The organism is Rhodopirellula sp. P2, from assembly GCF_028768465.1.
Taxonomy (GTDB): domain Bacteria; phylum Planctomycetota; class Planctomycetia; order Pirellulales; family Pirellulaceae; genus Rhodopirellula.
The window spans coordinates 2152584-2167939 of record NZ_CP118225.1; the positions used below are offsets into that span (position 1 = coordinate 2152584).

At 57.7% G+C, this 15356-nt stretch carries 10 protein-coding genes; 3 read left to right on the forward strand and 7 right to left on the reverse strand.

Annotation, left to right across the window (positions count from 1 at the left end; all coding sequences use genetic code 11):
• Window positions 1-34 precede the first annotated feature (34 nt).
• The 5 genes from PSR62_RS07590 to PSR62_RS07610 form a co-directional block, all read right to left on the reverse strand.
• Window positions 35-3448 carry a PVC-type heme-binding CxxCH protein gene (locus tag PSR62_RS07590; protein WP_274407190.1) on the reverse strand — a complete coding sequence of 1138 codons (3414 nt, stop codon included), beginning with the start codon at window positions 3446-3448 and terminating at the stop codon, window positions 35-37.
• Complete coding sequence (locus PSR62_RS07595) at window positions 3448-4905, reverse strand: sulfatase family protein (protein WP_443217407.1); 1458 nt, start codon at window positions 4903-4905, stop codon at window positions 3448-3450. The genes PSR62_RS07590 and PSR62_RS07595 overlap by 1 nt, the downstream gene beginning before the upstream one ends.
• 74 nt (window positions 4906-4979) lie before the next feature.
• The gene (locus PSR62_RS07600) at window positions 4980-6053 is read right to left on the reverse strand and encodes a dihydrodipicolinate synthase family protein (protein ID WP_274407192.1); all 1074 of its coding nucleotides are present in this window, start codon (window positions 6051-6053) and stop codon (window positions 4980-4982) included.
• Window positions 6054-6057: 4 nt separating this feature from the next.
• The gene (locus PSR62_RS07605) at window positions 6058-7095 is read right to left on the reverse strand and encodes an NAD-dependent epimerase/dehydratase family protein (protein ID WP_274407193.1); all 1038 of its coding nucleotides are present in this window, start codon (window positions 7093-7095) and stop codon (window positions 6058-6060) included.
• Window positions 7092-8528: an isoaspartyl peptidase/L-asparaginase gene (locus PSR62_RS07610; RefSeq protein WP_338020146.1), complete on the reverse strand. Its 1437-nt coding sequence runs from the start codon at window positions 8526-8528 to the stop codon at window positions 7092-7094. The genes PSR62_RS07605 and PSR62_RS07610 overlap by 4 nt, the downstream gene beginning before the upstream one ends.
• 290 nt (window positions 8529-8818) lie before the next feature.
• Between PSR62_RS07610 and PSR62_RS07615 the strand changes: the two genes are divergently transcribed.
• A complete protein-coding gene (locus PSR62_RS07615; RefSeq protein ID WP_274407195.1) occupies window positions 8819-9271 on the forward strand; it encodes a hypothetical protein in 453 nt (150 codons plus the stop codon).
• Between the two features lie 51 nt (window positions 9272-9322).
• Here PSR62_RS07615 and PSR62_RS07620 read toward each other — a convergent pair whose 3' ends face one another.
• Complete coding sequence (locus tag PSR62_RS07620) at window positions 9323-9922, reverse strand: hypothetical protein (RefSeq protein ID WP_274407196.1); 600 nt, start codon at window positions 9920-9922, stop codon at window positions 9323-9325.
• A gap of 26 nt (window positions 9923-9948) precedes the next feature.
• On the opposite strand from PSR62_RS07620, the gene PSR62_RS07625 reads away from it, so the two are divergent.
• Window positions 9949-10293: a hypothetical protein gene (locus PSR62_RS07625; RefSeq protein ID WP_274407198.1), complete on the forward strand. Its 345-nt coding sequence runs from the start codon at window positions 9949-9951 to the stop codon at window positions 10291-10293.
• Here PSR62_RS07625 and PSR62_RS07630 read toward each other — a convergent pair.
• Window positions 10280-10750 (reverse strand): hypothetical protein, encoded by a 471-nt coding sequence (locus PSR62_RS07630; protein ID WP_274407199.1) that lies wholly within the window; start codon window positions 10748-10750, stop codon window positions 10280-10282. The genes PSR62_RS07625 and PSR62_RS07630 overlap by 14 nt on opposite strands.
• Window positions 10751-11073: 323 nt before the next feature.
• Here PSR62_RS07630 and PSR62_RS07635 point away from each other — a divergent pair, with 323 nt between their 5' ends.
• Window positions 11074-15024 carry a PVC-type heme-binding CxxCH protein gene (locus PSR62_RS07635; protein ID WP_274408186.1) on the forward strand — a complete coding sequence of 1317 codons (3951 nt, stop codon included), beginning with the start codon at window positions 11074-11076 and terminating at the stop codon, window positions 15022-15024.
• Window positions 15025-15356 lie beyond the last annotated feature (332 nt).

A 15356-nucleotide genomic window follows, 5' to 3' on the forward strand; every position in this document is an offset into this window, starting at 1 on the left:
TTGTCGGGGACACACGGGACACAAGCTGATTTCGTCACTTCTCGGTTCCTGTCGCTGCCTCGGGTGGTGCCAGTTGGTTGAGACTCTTCAGGTAAGCGACCACATCGGCGAGTTCGGATTCAGACAATGTTTTGTCCAAATCGCTGGGCATGGTCGAGACGATGCTCGGGACCATTTCTTCAATGTCGTCATGAGCAATCGCAACTGGTTCACCGGTTTGTTGCTGCAGGTGCAATGCGTCGCTGGTTTCGCGTGCAATGAGTCCCGTGAGAACACGCCCGTCAACGGTCAAGACTGAGTACGTTTCGTAATCACGCACGATTGTCGCCGACGGAAACACGATCGATTCCAGCAGGTCACGGTCGGCACGATTCGCTCCAATTGTCGTCAGGTCGGGACCGATTTGACCGCCCTTGCTGCCAACGCGATGGCAAGTGGCACATTTCGACTTTTCGGAAAAAAACAGCTGACGCCCTCGTTCAGCGTCACCTTGTGAGAGTTTGGGGAGCAGTCGGTCGAGCCGTGCCAGTCGTGCTTGTGTTTCTCGTTGAATGCGATCGAGCAACTCGTTTGCTTCGGGCAACAGATCGCGTGGGTACCGCATGATCGTGTCTGAAAACTGGGTTGGCGTGAGGCTCGTCAGGCTTCGGGAGTCTTTCATCGCCGTCAGAAAAGCCTTGGCAACGTCTGGATTTTGTGAACGTTGAAACGGGCGAATGAGTTCTTGCAATTGGGATGGGGGCACCGAAGCCAAACGGGGTGCTAGCTGAATCAGCTGCGATTCGCTGAGCCCCGAGCCACCAATTTTCTGCGCTGCCGTGAGTCCTTCCTGGGGACTGCCGTCGAGCAGACCAAGAAGCAAAGCGAGCGAGAAGTCGGTCAGTCGACCATGCTCCTCCGACGCCGCTTCGATCGCAGCGACACGCAGCGGGACAGGGATCGATTCATTGGCACCCATCTGGTTCAGTTGACTGCGAAACCGATCGGATCTGATGGCGGACAGCGCTGCCAGCGTGCGTTCGAATCGATCCCTTTGTTCTGGAGGCGACGAGACGGCTGAATTCGAATTTTGGGAAGCTGCAGCGGCCTCGTTCAGCAGTCGTTTCAACGGTTCGATCCAGCTGTCGTGCAAGGTTACGTCGCGACCGTCAGCGATCGCCGCCAGCAAGAGGTCATATGTTTGGCGGGGCGTGTTGGAGGCACCGAGCAAGCGGCCTATCAGCGAACCAACGGAATCATCGCTGAGCGAGCGTGTCGTCAGCTTGCGAATCACAACTTGGTTTCGCTCGGCTGATTGGGGGCGTTTCAGCAGTTCAGCGATCACCACCACCGAATGAAGACTCCATTCCGGGTGACGACTGAAAATCTCAGCAGCGGCTCGTTGCAACTCGGGATCGTCTGCCGCGGCCAATGGAACGACCTCCTCCACCGTCAGGTTCCCGCTATCCATCTGGTCCAGCGCAAAGAGTGTTCCGCGTTGGACGTTTGCGTTGTTCGCTGCCAGCCCCACGCGAGTTTTTTCCGGATCGTCGATTTCAATCATTGCGTAGACAAGGGCGTGTTCCTCGGTGCGGTCGCCGGCGTTGTTCAATGCCTCCAGCAACGCGGGGACGGCCTTGGCGTCACCAAGACGACCGAGAGCTGTGGCGGCCTCTCGACGAATGGGTGGTTCGTCGTGCTGAATCATTTTCAGCAGCCGCCCGAGTGCTGCTGGATCAGGGTAGGTGGCAATGCTTCGACATGCCGCCTGTCGCACACTGGGGTGCCGGTCATCGAGTGCTTGTCGGATCGCCGCACGCGCCTCGTTCCATGTCGAGCTGATCATGGCATGGTGTTGCCTGTTTGACGCCGTGGTTTTGGCCGCCGTGGATGTCGGATGCGGCGTCGGTGGCCGATTTTTCTGCGCATTGCCGATGATCCGCGTCAATGCCCAGACAGCGTTCCTGCGAGCCAGGGGCTCTGGATGGCCCAGGGTTTGTGTCAGTGACGGAACGATTGAATTCCCACGCTTGGCGCACTCGGCAATCGCTCTTTCTCGCACTGCGAAACGCGAATCGGTTAGAAGCTTCACTGGCTCGGAATCTGCCTGCCCTGCCCAGTCGATTTGATTGCCTCGTGGATCCCCGTGCTTCGTCGCTGTGCGGCGTCGCACCCGGTAGATTCCACCCTGCACGTCGGGTTTGGCGAACTGGGATGTTGGGCAACCGCGATAGAACCATCCCCCCGTGTCGACCACCAGCAAGCTGCCGTCGGCGTCCTCGGTCACATCGGTCGGGTGGAAGTCGCGGCTCTGGCATGTCAGGAATTCTCGTTGCGATGCACGGAACGAGGCACCGTCTCTGTGCAGCTGAATCCGGACAACTTTGCCACTGTTGAAGAAGGTTGCGAACAGGTTGTCTCGCCAGTCAGCGTCCAGTATGCCGCTGCGATAGCGTGTCGTTCCGGAGACGGCCACATGGCCAAAGTGATGAACCGCGCCCAGAACGTCGCCTGTGACTTTGAGTTCGGACAGGACCTGCTCGCGATGCGGGTACGCTCCACCATGCAACCAATGGACCAGGCAATCGGCGCGAGGACGTGTCTCAAAGATGTTCACTGTCCCCAGCATCTCACCTTCGTCGGTGAAGTCCACTTCGACAGGATTGTCCATTCCGCCCCCGCAGTGAATGCGAACGTCGGAGCCATCAGGGAAGCACGAGAAGAGATACGAACCAAAGCGTTGACTGGTGATTGTTCCTTCGGCGTCCTTGATTTCGTGGCCATGGTATCCGTCGCACCAATGCAGTCGCCCATCGGGGCCAAGAACGCAGCCATGAATGCTGGCCGCGTTCCCTGTGTACCCGAACTTGTCGACAATGACTTCTCGCTGGTCGGCCACGCCATCGCCATCGGTGTCTTCCAGTCGCCAAATGCTCGGCGGCGAGGCAACGTAGAGAGCACCGTCGTGCCACGCACCGCCCATGGGGAAAGTCATGTTGTCCGCGAAGACGGTGCTCTTGTCGAATCGTCCGTCGGCATTGGTGTCTTCCAGCAGGCGGATGGAGTTGGGAAGGTGCTCTTCCAATTCCTCGGCGGTCATGTTCACGCCCGCGTTCTCACACACGAACATCCGGCCTTGGTCATCCAGCGTGGCGAACGTGGGGTGCTCCACCAGTGGTGGGCCTGCGGCGAGTTCGACCGTGAATCCATCCGGAACGTGGATCTCGGGCGGATTGAATTCCTGCAGTGGTTGGAGAACAGCGGCCCGTGGAGATTGGGCGGAGACGCAAGCGTGTGGTTGCAGCCACGCACACCCGGCGAGGAACACGATCACGCAACACAGGCGGAGAAATCGCTGTCTTTTTTTCTTCAGGGCAGCAAGATCGTGATCAGGAATTGCATCCGTCCTCTTTTGCAGCAGCGGCGAACAGTTCATTGGTTGGGGGTCCAGTGTTGATTCGTGAGACATCAGAAATCGCGAAAGGGGCCGCGTGGTTCAGCGGCTTCCATCTCGCGAAGCCAGTGGGCGTAGCGTTCTTTGACCATCGCGAGGATCTCAGGGCGTGACTCAGAAAGGTCGTGCTGTTCGGCGATGTCATCTTGGAGATGGAACAGGCCGCCTTGTTTGCCCATCTGAACCCACTTCCATTGGCCCACTCTCGCTCCGATCTGATCGCGGCGTTTCCAGAACATTTCTCTTCTAGGAGAAACCGACTCGCCACGAAGGGTGGGCCACCAATCGAATCCGTCGAGGACAACGCCTGCAGGTGGTTCCACACCTGCGGCCGCTGCAAAACTCGGCAGCAACTCCAGGCTGGTCAGGAATTCATCGTTCACCACGCCGGCGGGAATCTCTCCCGCCGGCCAACGAACGATGCAAGGCACACGGATGCCACCCTCCCAGGTTTGAGCCTTGCGTCCTCGCAGCGGTGAGTTGTCCGCACCGCCACTGCCGCCGTTGTCGGAAAAGAAAACGATGATCGTGTTGTTGAGTCTCTGCTTTGCTTCCAACGCCTTCAGCATCTCGCCAATCGCTGCGTCCATGCAGGTGACTGCCGCCCGGTAGTCGCGACGACGAGCCTCGGGCGTGGTGACGGTTGCGGGTGAGCCGTAGCGATAACGGTCCGTGACTCTCGTCTCCACCTCGACGGGCGGGTACATCGCTTTGAATTGATCGGGGGCCTGCACCGAGGAGCGAATGGTTGGGTCCAGCGACGAGGAATTGTGCGGAGCGTTGAACGGCACGTACAAGAAAAACGGCTCCTTGCCCGCGTGTTCATCCAGGAATCGCAGGGCCTCACGTTGAAACAAATGAGTGCAGTAGGTGCCCTTGTCGGCTTCTGACGGTTCGAGATTACGAACCATGCAGGGCACGCCGTAGCGTTCGTGCGTGAAGTAGTCGATGCCCGTGTTGACGAACCCATAGAAATCATCGAAGCCACGCGATGTTGGCAGCATCCTCTGGAGGGCACCCAAGTCCCACTTTCCAAAGATCCCACTCTTGTAGCCAGCCGATTGGAGCACGGTTGGGAGGATGACCTCACGTTCGTCCATCCCGCCGATGCGTTCGAACGTCACGGCGTATTCTTCGGGCGTGTAGCGATGACCGTAGTCGGGAGCTTCGTTGCGGATCATGTCGTCGATCCCGTTTCGCTGCGGATAACGGCCCGTCAGCAAGCTGGCTCGTGATGGCGTGCAGGCGGGCCAAGCGACATAGAAATTTGTCAGTCGTGTGCCTTCCTTGGCAAGTCGATCCAGAGCGGGTGTGAGGATTCCGTTGCCCAGTTGCCCCAAGTCGTTGTATCCCTGGTCATCCGAGACGATCAGCAAGATGTCTGGACGATCTGCCACAGCGACTCCTGCTGCATGGAGCAACATCATTGCTGCCAGCAAGAAGTGGAGCGTCCAGGTTTGAATCGGTCGCATCAGGGGAATCTCATGAGGGTTGGTGTTGGGGGGGGCTTGGACGGGGCCGTCGTTCAACGGCATGAACGATCCGCTCAGCGCAGCCATCGGTTGAGGTTCTCGCTAACAAATGCGTCGTCATGGAGATGAGGGTAGGCGGCGATCACACGATCGATCTCTTCTGACTGACCGCGGGAGAGGACTTCGTGGGGATCCAGGCACCATGTTCCAGTCAGCAAGCCTTGGCGACGCAGCACTTCGTGGATTCCGGGGATGCAGCCAGCAAACTGATTGGCGGCATCAAAGAACGCGGCATTGCAATCCGTGACCTGGATGTTGCGGCTGAGTAGTTCCGACGGAATGTCGCCACCGCGATCCAGCACCGAGTGAATTTCATCGAGCAATTCAACGGCCTTGCGAGTCCACACGCACCAGTGCCCCAGCAGCCCGCCGCGAATCCGAACCAACTTCACCCCGTGGTCTGTGACAATGCGGTAGGGAGTCAGCAGGTCCGCGATGATGTTGTCGTCGTTTCCGGTGTAAAGAGTGATCGCGTCGTCCCGATCGGCGTCGCAAAGGGCGCGAACCACATCCAGCGTTTGATAACGGTTGAAGGGAGCCAGTTTGATTGCGATGACGTTTTCAATTTCAGCGAACTCACGCCAGAATTCATACGGCAGCACACAACCACCGACGGCCGGTTGCAAGTAGAAACCGATCACGGGCATGACCTGGGCGACCTCTCGGCAGTGAGCAATCAGATCGTCGATGGAATCGTCGGCCAACGCCGCTAGACTCAACAGACACGCGTGGTATCGCTGAGAAACGGCGAACTCCGCCTCGCGAATTGCCTGCTTTGTTTTCCCGCAAACACCCGCGACCTTGAATACTTCTCGGCCCTGATCACCGGCGTGTTCATCGATGACGTCCGACGCCAGACGCAACACAGGTTCATACAGCGCGATGGATGGATCGCGGATGGCGAACTGGGTGGAATGAACACCAACGGCGATGCCACCGGCACCGGCATCGATGTAATAACGAGTCAACGCGGTTTGGTATCGAGGATCGAATTGCCGATTGGCATCCAACGCCAAGGGTTGTGCCGGGATGACCATTCCCTGGCGGACGTTCGCGCGGATGGCTGGCGAGAGGTCACTGATCTGCATCGGTTCAATAGGCTCCGTCGCTGACTTCGAAATGAGTGGGTTTGTTCAGCGAGCGACCGCCGGTCTTGACCCAATGAGCTTGCCAGCGCATCAGTTGCTCGGCGGAAACGGATGGCGGTCCAAGCAACTTGGTGGCTTGGGAGTTGTTGCTCAAGTAAGACGCGTCGCCCGGAGTGGTTGTGAACCGAACGGGCTTGTTCAGCAGTTCCCCGAGTTGCCGGGCAACGTCTTCGGTGAACAACGTTTCTGGTCCAGTGACATTGAGAATGTTTGCCGGTGAGGTGCAGTGTCCCAGGCACATCAACGCTTGTTGATTGGCATCGCCCTGCCAGATCACGTTGAAGGCTTGAGCGGAGTTGTCGACGGGGTCACCGTTCCAAATCTTGGTGGCGATGTCGTGCAGCACGCCGTACCTCAGGTCGATCGAGTAATTGAGCCGGTACAGGCAGACGGGGGTTCCCCACTCGAGGCTGCCGTACTCAAACATTCGTTCTCGCCCCAGGCACGATTGGGCGTACTCACCAATTGGCCCCGGCGGCGTGTCTTCGGTTGGTGGTTGATCCACCGAAGCCAGCGGGTAAACACAGCCGGTGGAAAAGGCAACGATCTTGGAATCGCGAAAGTGATGGGCGACATTCGCAGGAACAATCGTGTTCATCGCCCAAGTCAGAGGTTCCTCGCCCCCGGTCCCGAATTTCCGGCCGGCCATGAACAGGACATTGGGCACGGAAGGAAGGTTGGCGACCGCGTCTCGGTCGAGCAAATCGCACTGGATTGTTTTGACACCCGCTGATTCCAAGCGAGCCCGAGCATCCGCATCAGAAAAGCGTGCGACCCCCAACACGTTTTTACGCAAACCTGCTTTCTCAATGGCAGCGACAGCCAGTTGGCCCAAGCTGACGCCCATCTTCCCGGCGATCCCCAAGATGATCAGGTCGCCATCGAGTTGTCGCATGAACTCGACCAACGCATCGCTCGGCCGGGCCAGCAAGGCATCCAGTTGAGTTTCGGATTCAATCCATTCAGGGAAATCGATCGTCATTGGTTGGGTTCATCGGGGGACTTGGAGGTGTGGTCGTGAACGATTCGCCAGCCTTCGGGAAAGCGTTGGAAGACCAGCGTGAACCGGCCGTCGATGGGCTTGTCCCGTTCGAGTTTCCAGATCCCCAGGACTTGCATGGAAGAGTCACCCAGCGGCAAGAATTCCAGGTCTGTGAAGGTGAGCTTTCCCATGTCTTCGGGCGTTGGATACCGCTGCTGGTATCGCTGCAACGTCGCATCGAACCCTCGCGTCACGTCGCCTCCGGATGAGAACGTGAGCTGGTCGCTCTTCCAGTAGACATTCATGAACGCGTCGATGTCGCCCGCGTTCCAGTCGCTGGCTTGCTGTTGAATCAGAGCCGTGATGATTGACTCGGGGGAATTCGCCTCGGAGGACACCGATTCATTGGAACCTGTTTGGGCATTCGCAGGGGCTCCGCCGTTGTCGAGGATCAGGTGCGTCTCGAATCGTCCGGTGCTGTCAGCCGCGGCGCAGCTCATGCCAGGTGTGTTGTGCTGCATCACGATCTCGCCCGCTTGTGAAACGGCGATCAATCCACCGATGCCAGGTTGGAGACGATTCAGCATGATCTCGGTGACAGATGACTCGAGTGATTTGCCGGCGTAACGCATTTGCGCCGCGATGTCGTAGGCGACGCTATTGCGAATGTACTCTTCGCCGACACCGGTGCCTGAAACCGCGCACAGCCCATTGGCTGCGTACGTGCCAGCTCCGATGATCGGTGAATCACCGACTCGTCCAGGCAATTTGTTGGCGGTGCCTCCGGTGCTGGTTCCAGCGGCAAGGTTCCCGTGAGAGTCCAGCACGACGCAGCCAACGGTTCCAAAATGGGATTCGTCTTCATCGTGAGTTGCCGAAGCAATGTTCGCCGCTCCCTCCTCTTCGCGTTGCGAGAGGAAGTAGGCGGGGTCAACCAGTGGCACCTGCTGGGTTTCCGCAAACTCGTCGGCACCAGGCCCGACGAGCAGCACGTGTTTGGTGTTCGTCATCACGCGGCGTGCAAGCGAGATTGCATTTTTGACCTTGGTCACGCCGGCCACAGCGCCACAACGGAGCGTCTCGCCATCCATCACGGACGCGTCCATTTCCACTCGTCCGTCTTCCGTCAAAACGGAGCCTCGACCGGCGTTGAAAATGGAATTGTCTTCCATCGTGCGGATCACGGCTTCGACGGTGTCCATCGCGCTCCCGCCGTCCGCCAACAGGTCGCGACCGGTTTGCAACGCATGTTGCAATCCTTCGGTGCGTCGCTTGCTGGATGCGTCACCGAGTTGTGCAGGAGAACTTCCTGCTCCGCCATGAATCACGATGGCCCAAGTTGGTTTCATGGTTGGCTCTTCACCTTGGGTGGATGGGAGGGCAATGAATGCAAACGCAACGGCGGTAGCAAGGATCGTCGCTCGGGATTTCATGGCACAGGGTTCTAGCATCATTGGCACAACGAATTGATTCTCGACCTCATCCTCCACCGACAACGGAGTGGGGCGACGTGGATGGTTGACGATGCAGGTAGGAAGGAATGAGTCGAGCAGCATTGTAGGCAGTTTGGCGGTCTTTCGGTGGAATCGCGTGGCACCGACTTCTTTTCAAACGCTTTCTCGTGACACTGCGTCTGGGAAATGGTCCTTTGTAGAAGCGAGGTCGTGCGGCTGCGATGGCGGCCGTGCCCCGCTTTTTCTTCAACGACGCGCTGAGGTGCACAATGAATGAACAACGAAGGACCTTCCCAATCGCGGCGGCACTGCTTGCCGCTGCCATGTTCGGTGGTGACGCGGTTGCCCAGTGCCGGTCAGGCGGTGGTGGCGGACCGCCAACCGGTAGTCCAGCGTCGTTCGCGAACAGCTCGTTGTATTCGCAGAACCGGTTGGCCTCGAGCCGCTACCCGCAGGGCAATTTGATTGCGATGCAGTACCAGCAGCAATTGCTCGCGACCCAGCGTCAGGTCGCCAGCATGGCCTCTGAGAATACGCAGCGGCAGCGGTTTGCTGCGATGCAGTATGAGGCCGAGGTGCGACCGTATCGCTTGGCTCGCGCCGAAGCGAAGCGGGCCGCCCGAGCCGAACGCATCGCTGCTCGCTTGCGAGCGCAAGGGCGATTGGAGGATGCGTATTCGCTGGCGTCGGTCCATGTCGACGCAGACATTCCGCGACGTTGAACAAATGGCTTGGGACGCTTGTCCCAGCCTCTGGGTCGATCCTGCGACTCGCTACGCCAGAACAGGCGATTGGGCGAGAGTCGGGCGATTCCCGGAACCGATGCTACGGGGGGCAGAGACGCCTTGTGACGCTTGATGTGCCTGGCCAATGGCTTCGCGTTTGCTTTGTGAGCGAAACGACCAGCGGACATGGAGGTCATCGACAGCAACCAGCGATGGATCGGCGTTGCAGTCGACACGAGCTTGGTACCTGACCACCACGGTCGATCCACTTTGGACCGTGTTGAAGTGCAGGTTGAGGTTCCGGTGCATGGAGTGGTTTGTTGGTCGGGCCGCCCTGGCATCGATGTGGGTCGATACGATCTGATCGAACATCAGATTGGGGCTGTAGTTGCGTGACAGTGCCAGTTGCACCACGTCGCATTCGTCTTCGACCTGGGGCATCTCCAGCATGATGCGGAATTGAAGGATGTCTCCCGCAATCGCGATTTTCTTGTCGCACGATTCACGCCAGCGGAGCGGACCAGCTTCGCCACGCGAGATCGCGATGGTTTGAGATTCGTGGACCGCGGATTGAATCGTGTTGCACGATTCGATGAGTTTGTCCAAAGCCAAGTCGTTTTGGGGAGAGTCCACTCGTGTCAACTTCATGCGTTTCGTTCCTGATCCACGGGGCTTTGATTTTCAAAGAAACGGCTTCATTGCCGATCTCTCTCCGTCGCATGAAGAGATCTTTGCACCTGAAATCGCGCGGCGAGCAGGAGTCAATACGAGAAGCAGGGAAACTCCTGCCTCGAAAGGGCACGCGTGTGATCTGGAACGATTATCAGGACGCGTTGGATTGGGGCATGCCGCGAGAAGGAAGCGCAGCCTCTCGCGAACGCACCTTCGATGGGCTGTCGATCGAATCGCAATCCAAAGCGTTTTACCCCTGCTGGGCCAGGACGAAATCAGTGGGCTTGGCTGATGGCGTTGTCAATGCTGGCCCTTCTATTCCTGATGATCGGGCTATTCCTGAATGATCTGGGTGAAGTCGGCGAATTTGGTTCCAGCGAGATCAGCGGCAATGACTCGTTTGGCGATTTCGAAGTCGACAACGAGGCAGCAGGCTTCCATGGTTCCCGAGCCGATGCTTCCGCCGTCGCAGTGACCCAGTCCCGTCCAGCCAAGCGTTTCGTTCATGCGATCCTCCAGAGCATGGCGTTTGCTGAGATCCTTTTTGTTTCCCATTCCTTCGATCGCGAATTCAATCAGCAGGACTTCAAAGTCGTCCTCATCGAGGGGGGCGTAGCCATGGCTCAGTGGCTTGGCGAGAACTGAGAGCAGGTTGTCGCTTTCGGACTGGTGCTTGTCGCATTTGTGCATTGCGGTTTCACCGCGTTCGCCGGCGAGGCCCCAGTGCTCTGTGATTTTCGACCCGTGAATCCAAGCTTCGTGGTACCGGAGTTCCGTTTCTGAACGCAGATAGAGTTTGAGCATGGCTGTGGGCGTTTGAGTTCCGTCGTCGCATGGATTGAGAGCGCAGGGCACGTTCCATGATAGGCCTTCAGGTCTGGGGGGTGGCCGCGTGGCTGTCGCAACATCACCGGAAATCCCGTGCAAGTTCGTTCGCTTCTCGTTACGATGCTTCGTTTTGAACCTGTTTCGCTGGCTTGTTGCTAGGCAGGTGGACAGGAATGATTGGACACATCCGCGTGAGCCGTTTGGGCGTTCGCCCCGGTTGTAGGTGGGAGCAACTCCTGCCGACCTGCTTCGTCCGGCTGAAATTGCACATCAAGAATCGACAACCGAGAAAGAAAACTATGCTACGACGCATTTTGACAGTCTTCCTTTTATGCGGCGGCATTTTGCCGAGCCTGATGCCGCAAGCTGGTGCCGAGGAGGCTTTTGAGTTCCAGGCCAACGACGTGGTCGCCATCTACGGAAACGGGCTGGCCGATCGGATGCAGCATGACCCCTGGGTCGAGACCTTCCTTCAATACCAATTGAAAGGGCTGGACGTCAGTTTCCGAAACATGAGTTTCTCGGGTGACAAGGTCAATCAACGGCCGAGGAACAAGGGCTTCACCAACGACATCGAGTATTTGAAGCACGTGGCGCCAGATGTTGTCTTTTCCTTCTATGGTTTCAACGAGTCGTTTGCGGGACCGGAGAAAGCGGCCGCGTATCGCGACGAATTGATCCAGCTGGTGCAGCGGTACACCCAGGCTCGAAAGGATGAAGGGGAGGACTTGCGTTTTGTCTTGTTCAGCCCGATCGCTTACGAGAACACCGGTGACCCGAACCTGCCCGATGGCACGGAGTTGAATGCGAACTTGGCGGCTTACACCGAGGCGACTCGGGAGGCGGCCGAGGAGACCGGTGCGAAATTTGTCGACTTGTTTTCGCCAACCTTCCAGTTGTTTCAATCGAGTTCGAAGCAACTCACGCTCAACGGCGTCCACCTCAACGCAAGCGGATACGAAGAGCTGGCCGGAATCATTTCTCGGGCCTTGCTCGATAGCGAACCGGCTGCGGATGCCGATTTGGGACCCGTGTATGACGCCGTCAAGGACAAGAACTGGCACTGGCACAACCGCTACCGGGCGACTGATGGCAATGACATTTGGGGATCTCGGTCCACGTTGACTTTTGTGGACGGACAGAGCAACGCAGACGTGCTGAAGCATGAATTGGTGATGCTCGATGTGATGACGGCCAATCGGGACAAAGTGATTTGGGCGGCTGCTCAGGGGCGAACCTTGCAAGCGGACGACAGCAATGTGCCACCGCCGGTCAAGGTGACCTCGAACATTGGCGGCGGGAGTGCCAGTTCCAATGCGATGAAAGAGGGCAGCGTTGCTTACCTGAGTCCCGAGGAGTCGCGGGAAAAGATCAACGTGCCGGACGGTTACGAACTCAATGTCTTTGCATCGGAAGTGCAGTTTCCCGATCTGGCCAACCCCGTTCAGATGCAAGTCGACGCGAAGGGACGCCTCTGGGTTGCGAGTTGGAACACCTACCCCAAGTGGGAACCGGGCAAGGAGATGAATGACTCCCTGATGATCTTGGAGGACACTGACAAGGATGGGAAAGCTGATGTCCGCAAGATCTTCGCGCACGTTCACAATCCGCTCGGCTTCGAGTTTTGGAACGGGGGCGTGGTCGTCACGTCTGGTCCCGATTTGTTGTTCTTGAAGGACACCGACGGGGATGACAAAGCCGACGTGCGATATCCCATCCTGCAAGGGCTCGGTACTTCGGACACTCACCACGCGGCCAACAACTTGATCTATGGTCCTGACGGTGGGATCTATTGGCAAAGTGGTATTTTTCTCGTTCACAACCACGAAACGCCATGGAAGCAGAACCTGAACATCGGGGCTTCGGGCATGTATCGCTTTGACCCGCTGACATTTGCCATCACGCCTCACGCGGGCAACTCACCCAATCCGCACGGAACCAGCTTTGACTCCTGGGGGTACTGTTATGCCAGCGATGGAACCGGCGGGCGTTGTTATCAAGTGCGGCCCGAAGGCAACGGTTTCAAGATGCATCAATTGCTGGAAAAGGAGTTTCGTCCGGTGGCTGCCAATGCCATTTTGTCGTCGGAGCATTTCCCCGAAGAATTGCAGGACGACATCCTGATCTGCAACACGATCGGTTTCTTGGGAGTGAAGCAGTACAAGCTTGACCGAGAAGGTGATGTCGTGGAGGAAGACTCTCTTGAAACGACGCAGGAGGAATCGGGACCTGTCAAAATCACGCCAGGTGGTGGTCTGATCACGGTGAATCATCCCGCGCTGAAAGACGCCAAGATCACCGGGTTCAAACTCAGCGTGAACGGACGCCAACAGATGAATCTCTCGGAAGTGGAGGTCATCAGCGGCGGTCGGAACATCGCGGACACTGCCAAGCTGGCGCAGTCCAGCGAATACAGCAACGGAGCCTTTCCGGTGCAACGGCTCGTCGATGGTGACAAAGGGAACTTTGCTCACACATCGCAACAGAAAGACCCGTGGATGCGAGGTGACTTCCCCGCGCCCGTGCAGATTTCGGAATTCAAAGTCTGGAATCGCAAAGGATTCGAAGATCGCTTCAACAACGGCAAGATCGAGTTTTTCAACGGCAAGGATGTCGTGGCAGCAGTGGATATCGAAATTGCTGCTGGTGCCCAGGAAGAGAAGCGACGAGAGGTCGGTGAAGTGTGGGGAACGCCCGGGTTGGAACTGCTCAACAGCGACGATCGGAATTTCCGTCCCACCGATGCAGTGGTCGGCGAAGATGGTGCACTGTATGTCTCCGATTGGCACAACGCGATCATCGGGCACATGCAGCACAACATTCGTGACCCCAATCGTGACCACGCTCACGGCCGAATTTTCCGATTGACGGTCAAGGACCGTCCTCTGCAAAAACCTGTCAAGATCGCGGGGCAACCCATCGAAGCTCTGCTTGAAAATCTCAAGCATCCTGTCAACGGTGTGCGGCATCGGACTCGAATCGAACTCACCCAGCATGACTCCGATCAAGTCATCGCGGCGACGCAAAAGTGGATGGCCGATTTCGATCCCAATGATGAAACGGAAGCCCATCACTTGTTGGAAGCTCTTTGGTTGCATCAACGCAACGGTGTCAAGAACCAAGCGTTGTTGAACCAATTGTTGGAGTCGGATGTCCGGCATGCGGTTGTTGCTGCCAAGACGGTTCGCCACTTTTGGGAAAAGGTGGATACCACTGGCGGAAGCGAGTTCGCCGCGCCTGCGGAACTTGAATTCGTCAAGTATGACCCGCCCAAGCACCTCAGCCCGGCAGACCAAAAGACGTACGAGTTGGGCGCGACGATCTATCAGCGTGAATCGCACTGTGCGACCTGTCACATGACCCATGGCAAGGGCACGCCCAATGTCTACCCACCATTGGTCGGCAGCCCTTGGGTCAACGGAAGCGAAGATCGGCTGATCAAGATGGCTTTGCACGGTGTTTGGGGCAAAATGACCGTGGCTGGGAAGACTTATGACCCAGCCCGAGGCGTGCCGCCCATGACCGCGTTCCGATCCTTGTTGAAGGATGATGAAATGGCTGCGGTTCTGACCTTCGTGCGGAACACCTGGGGAAATGAAGCCTCTGTCGTCAGTCCACAGTCCGTCTCGCGTGTTCGGGAAGAGACCAAGGATCGGACGACGTTCTACCAACCGGAGGAAATTCTCCGTCTGCATCCGCTGGAGAAGGAGCTGATGGACGAGAATGCCGCACCCGAGGCGGAGGTGTTCTCCAACGAGGCATTGGAGCAGGAGCTGCTCGCCGCTTCGCCTTCCAAGCTCGCGAGGGTGGCGCTAGCGAAGGGGAATTTCCAGCGAGGCAAACGCTTGTTTCATGAATCGTCGGCGGCCTGCTTCGCGTGTCACTTGCCACCAGCCGGCACGGTGCGAATGGGACCAGACTTGGAAAAAGCAACGACCAAACGCACCAACGAAGAATTGGTCGATGCCCTGCTCCGTCCGTCCAAGTTGATCGACAAGGACTTCGCGCAGTTGAGCGTGCTGACTGTTGACGGTCAGATCTTCACTGGCATTCGTGTGAGTGAAAACGACGACGAGATCGTGTTACGCAATCTCGCTCAACCGGAGCCCATCACGATTCCTCAGGATGACGTGGAGGAAGTCATTGAGTCGGAGGTGTCCTTGATGCCCGAGAACTTGATGCGGCAAATGAAAAGCCGCCGAGAGTTCAACGACTTGTTGAAGTACATCATCGAGGTCCGCAAGAAGTGAGTCGGCGTTGACGGCTTCTTTGGGACGTCTGTTTTTGTTCTGGCTTCTGTCTTTCGTCATCCCGGTAGGGATGTCAGATGGTAGCCGAGGGGTTGCTGCGTAGCAGCGTACCCCCGAAAACGAGCCCCCCAAAAAAACGGTCCATCCCGCTGTGGCCAATGGCCACGGCGGGATGGAGAGTGGCGGCGTGCGGGTTGCATGTCCATCGGTGGCGCTATCGCTAACCGACGGCTACCATCTGGCATCCCTACCGGGATGAAAACTCGCGCAAACGAATACGCTCCCCAGCACCAAGCACCGCGCAGGGTCTGAGCAGTCCCGTCGCTGAAGGC

Excerpts from the sequence above, each read along its gene's own strand:
- PSR62_RS07595 (WP_443217407.1), bottom strand. The coding sequence starts at position 4,905 with ATGCGACCGATTCAAACCTGGACGCTCCACTTCTTGCTGGCAGCAATG.
- PSR62_RS07615 (WP_274407195.1), top strand. The coding sequence starts at position 8,819 with ATGAATGAACAACGAAGGACCTTCCCAATCGCGGCGGCACTGCTTGCC.
- PSR62_RS07600 (WP_274407192.1), bottom strand. The coding sequence starts at position 6,053 with ATGCAGATCAGTGACCTCTCGCCAGCCATCCGCGCGAACGTCCGCCAG.
- PSR62_RS07635 (WP_274408186.1), top strand. The coding sequence starts at position 11,074 with ATGCTACGACGCATTTTGACAGTCTTCCTTTTATGCGGCGGCATTTTG.
- PSR62_RS07590 (WP_274407190.1), bottom strand. The coding sequence starts at position 3,448 with ATGTCTCACGAATCAACACTGGACCCCCAACCAATGAACTGTTCGCCG.
- PSR62_RS07605 (WP_274407193.1), bottom strand. The coding sequence starts at position 7,095 with ATGACGATCGATTTCCCTGAATGGATTGAATCCGAAACTCAACTGGAT.
- PSR62_RS07630 (WP_274407199.1), bottom strand. The coding sequence starts at position 10,750 with ATGCTCAAACTCTATCTGCGTTCAGAAACGGAACTCCGGTACCACGAA.
- PSR62_RS07620 (WP_274407196.1), bottom strand. The coding sequence starts at position 9,922 with ATGAAGTTGACACGAGTGGACTCTCCCCAAAACGACTTGGCTTTGGAC.
- PSR62_RS07610 (WP_338020146.1), bottom strand. The coding sequence starts at position 8,528 with ATGAAATCCCGAGCGACGATCCTTGCTACCGCCGTTGCGTTTGCATTC.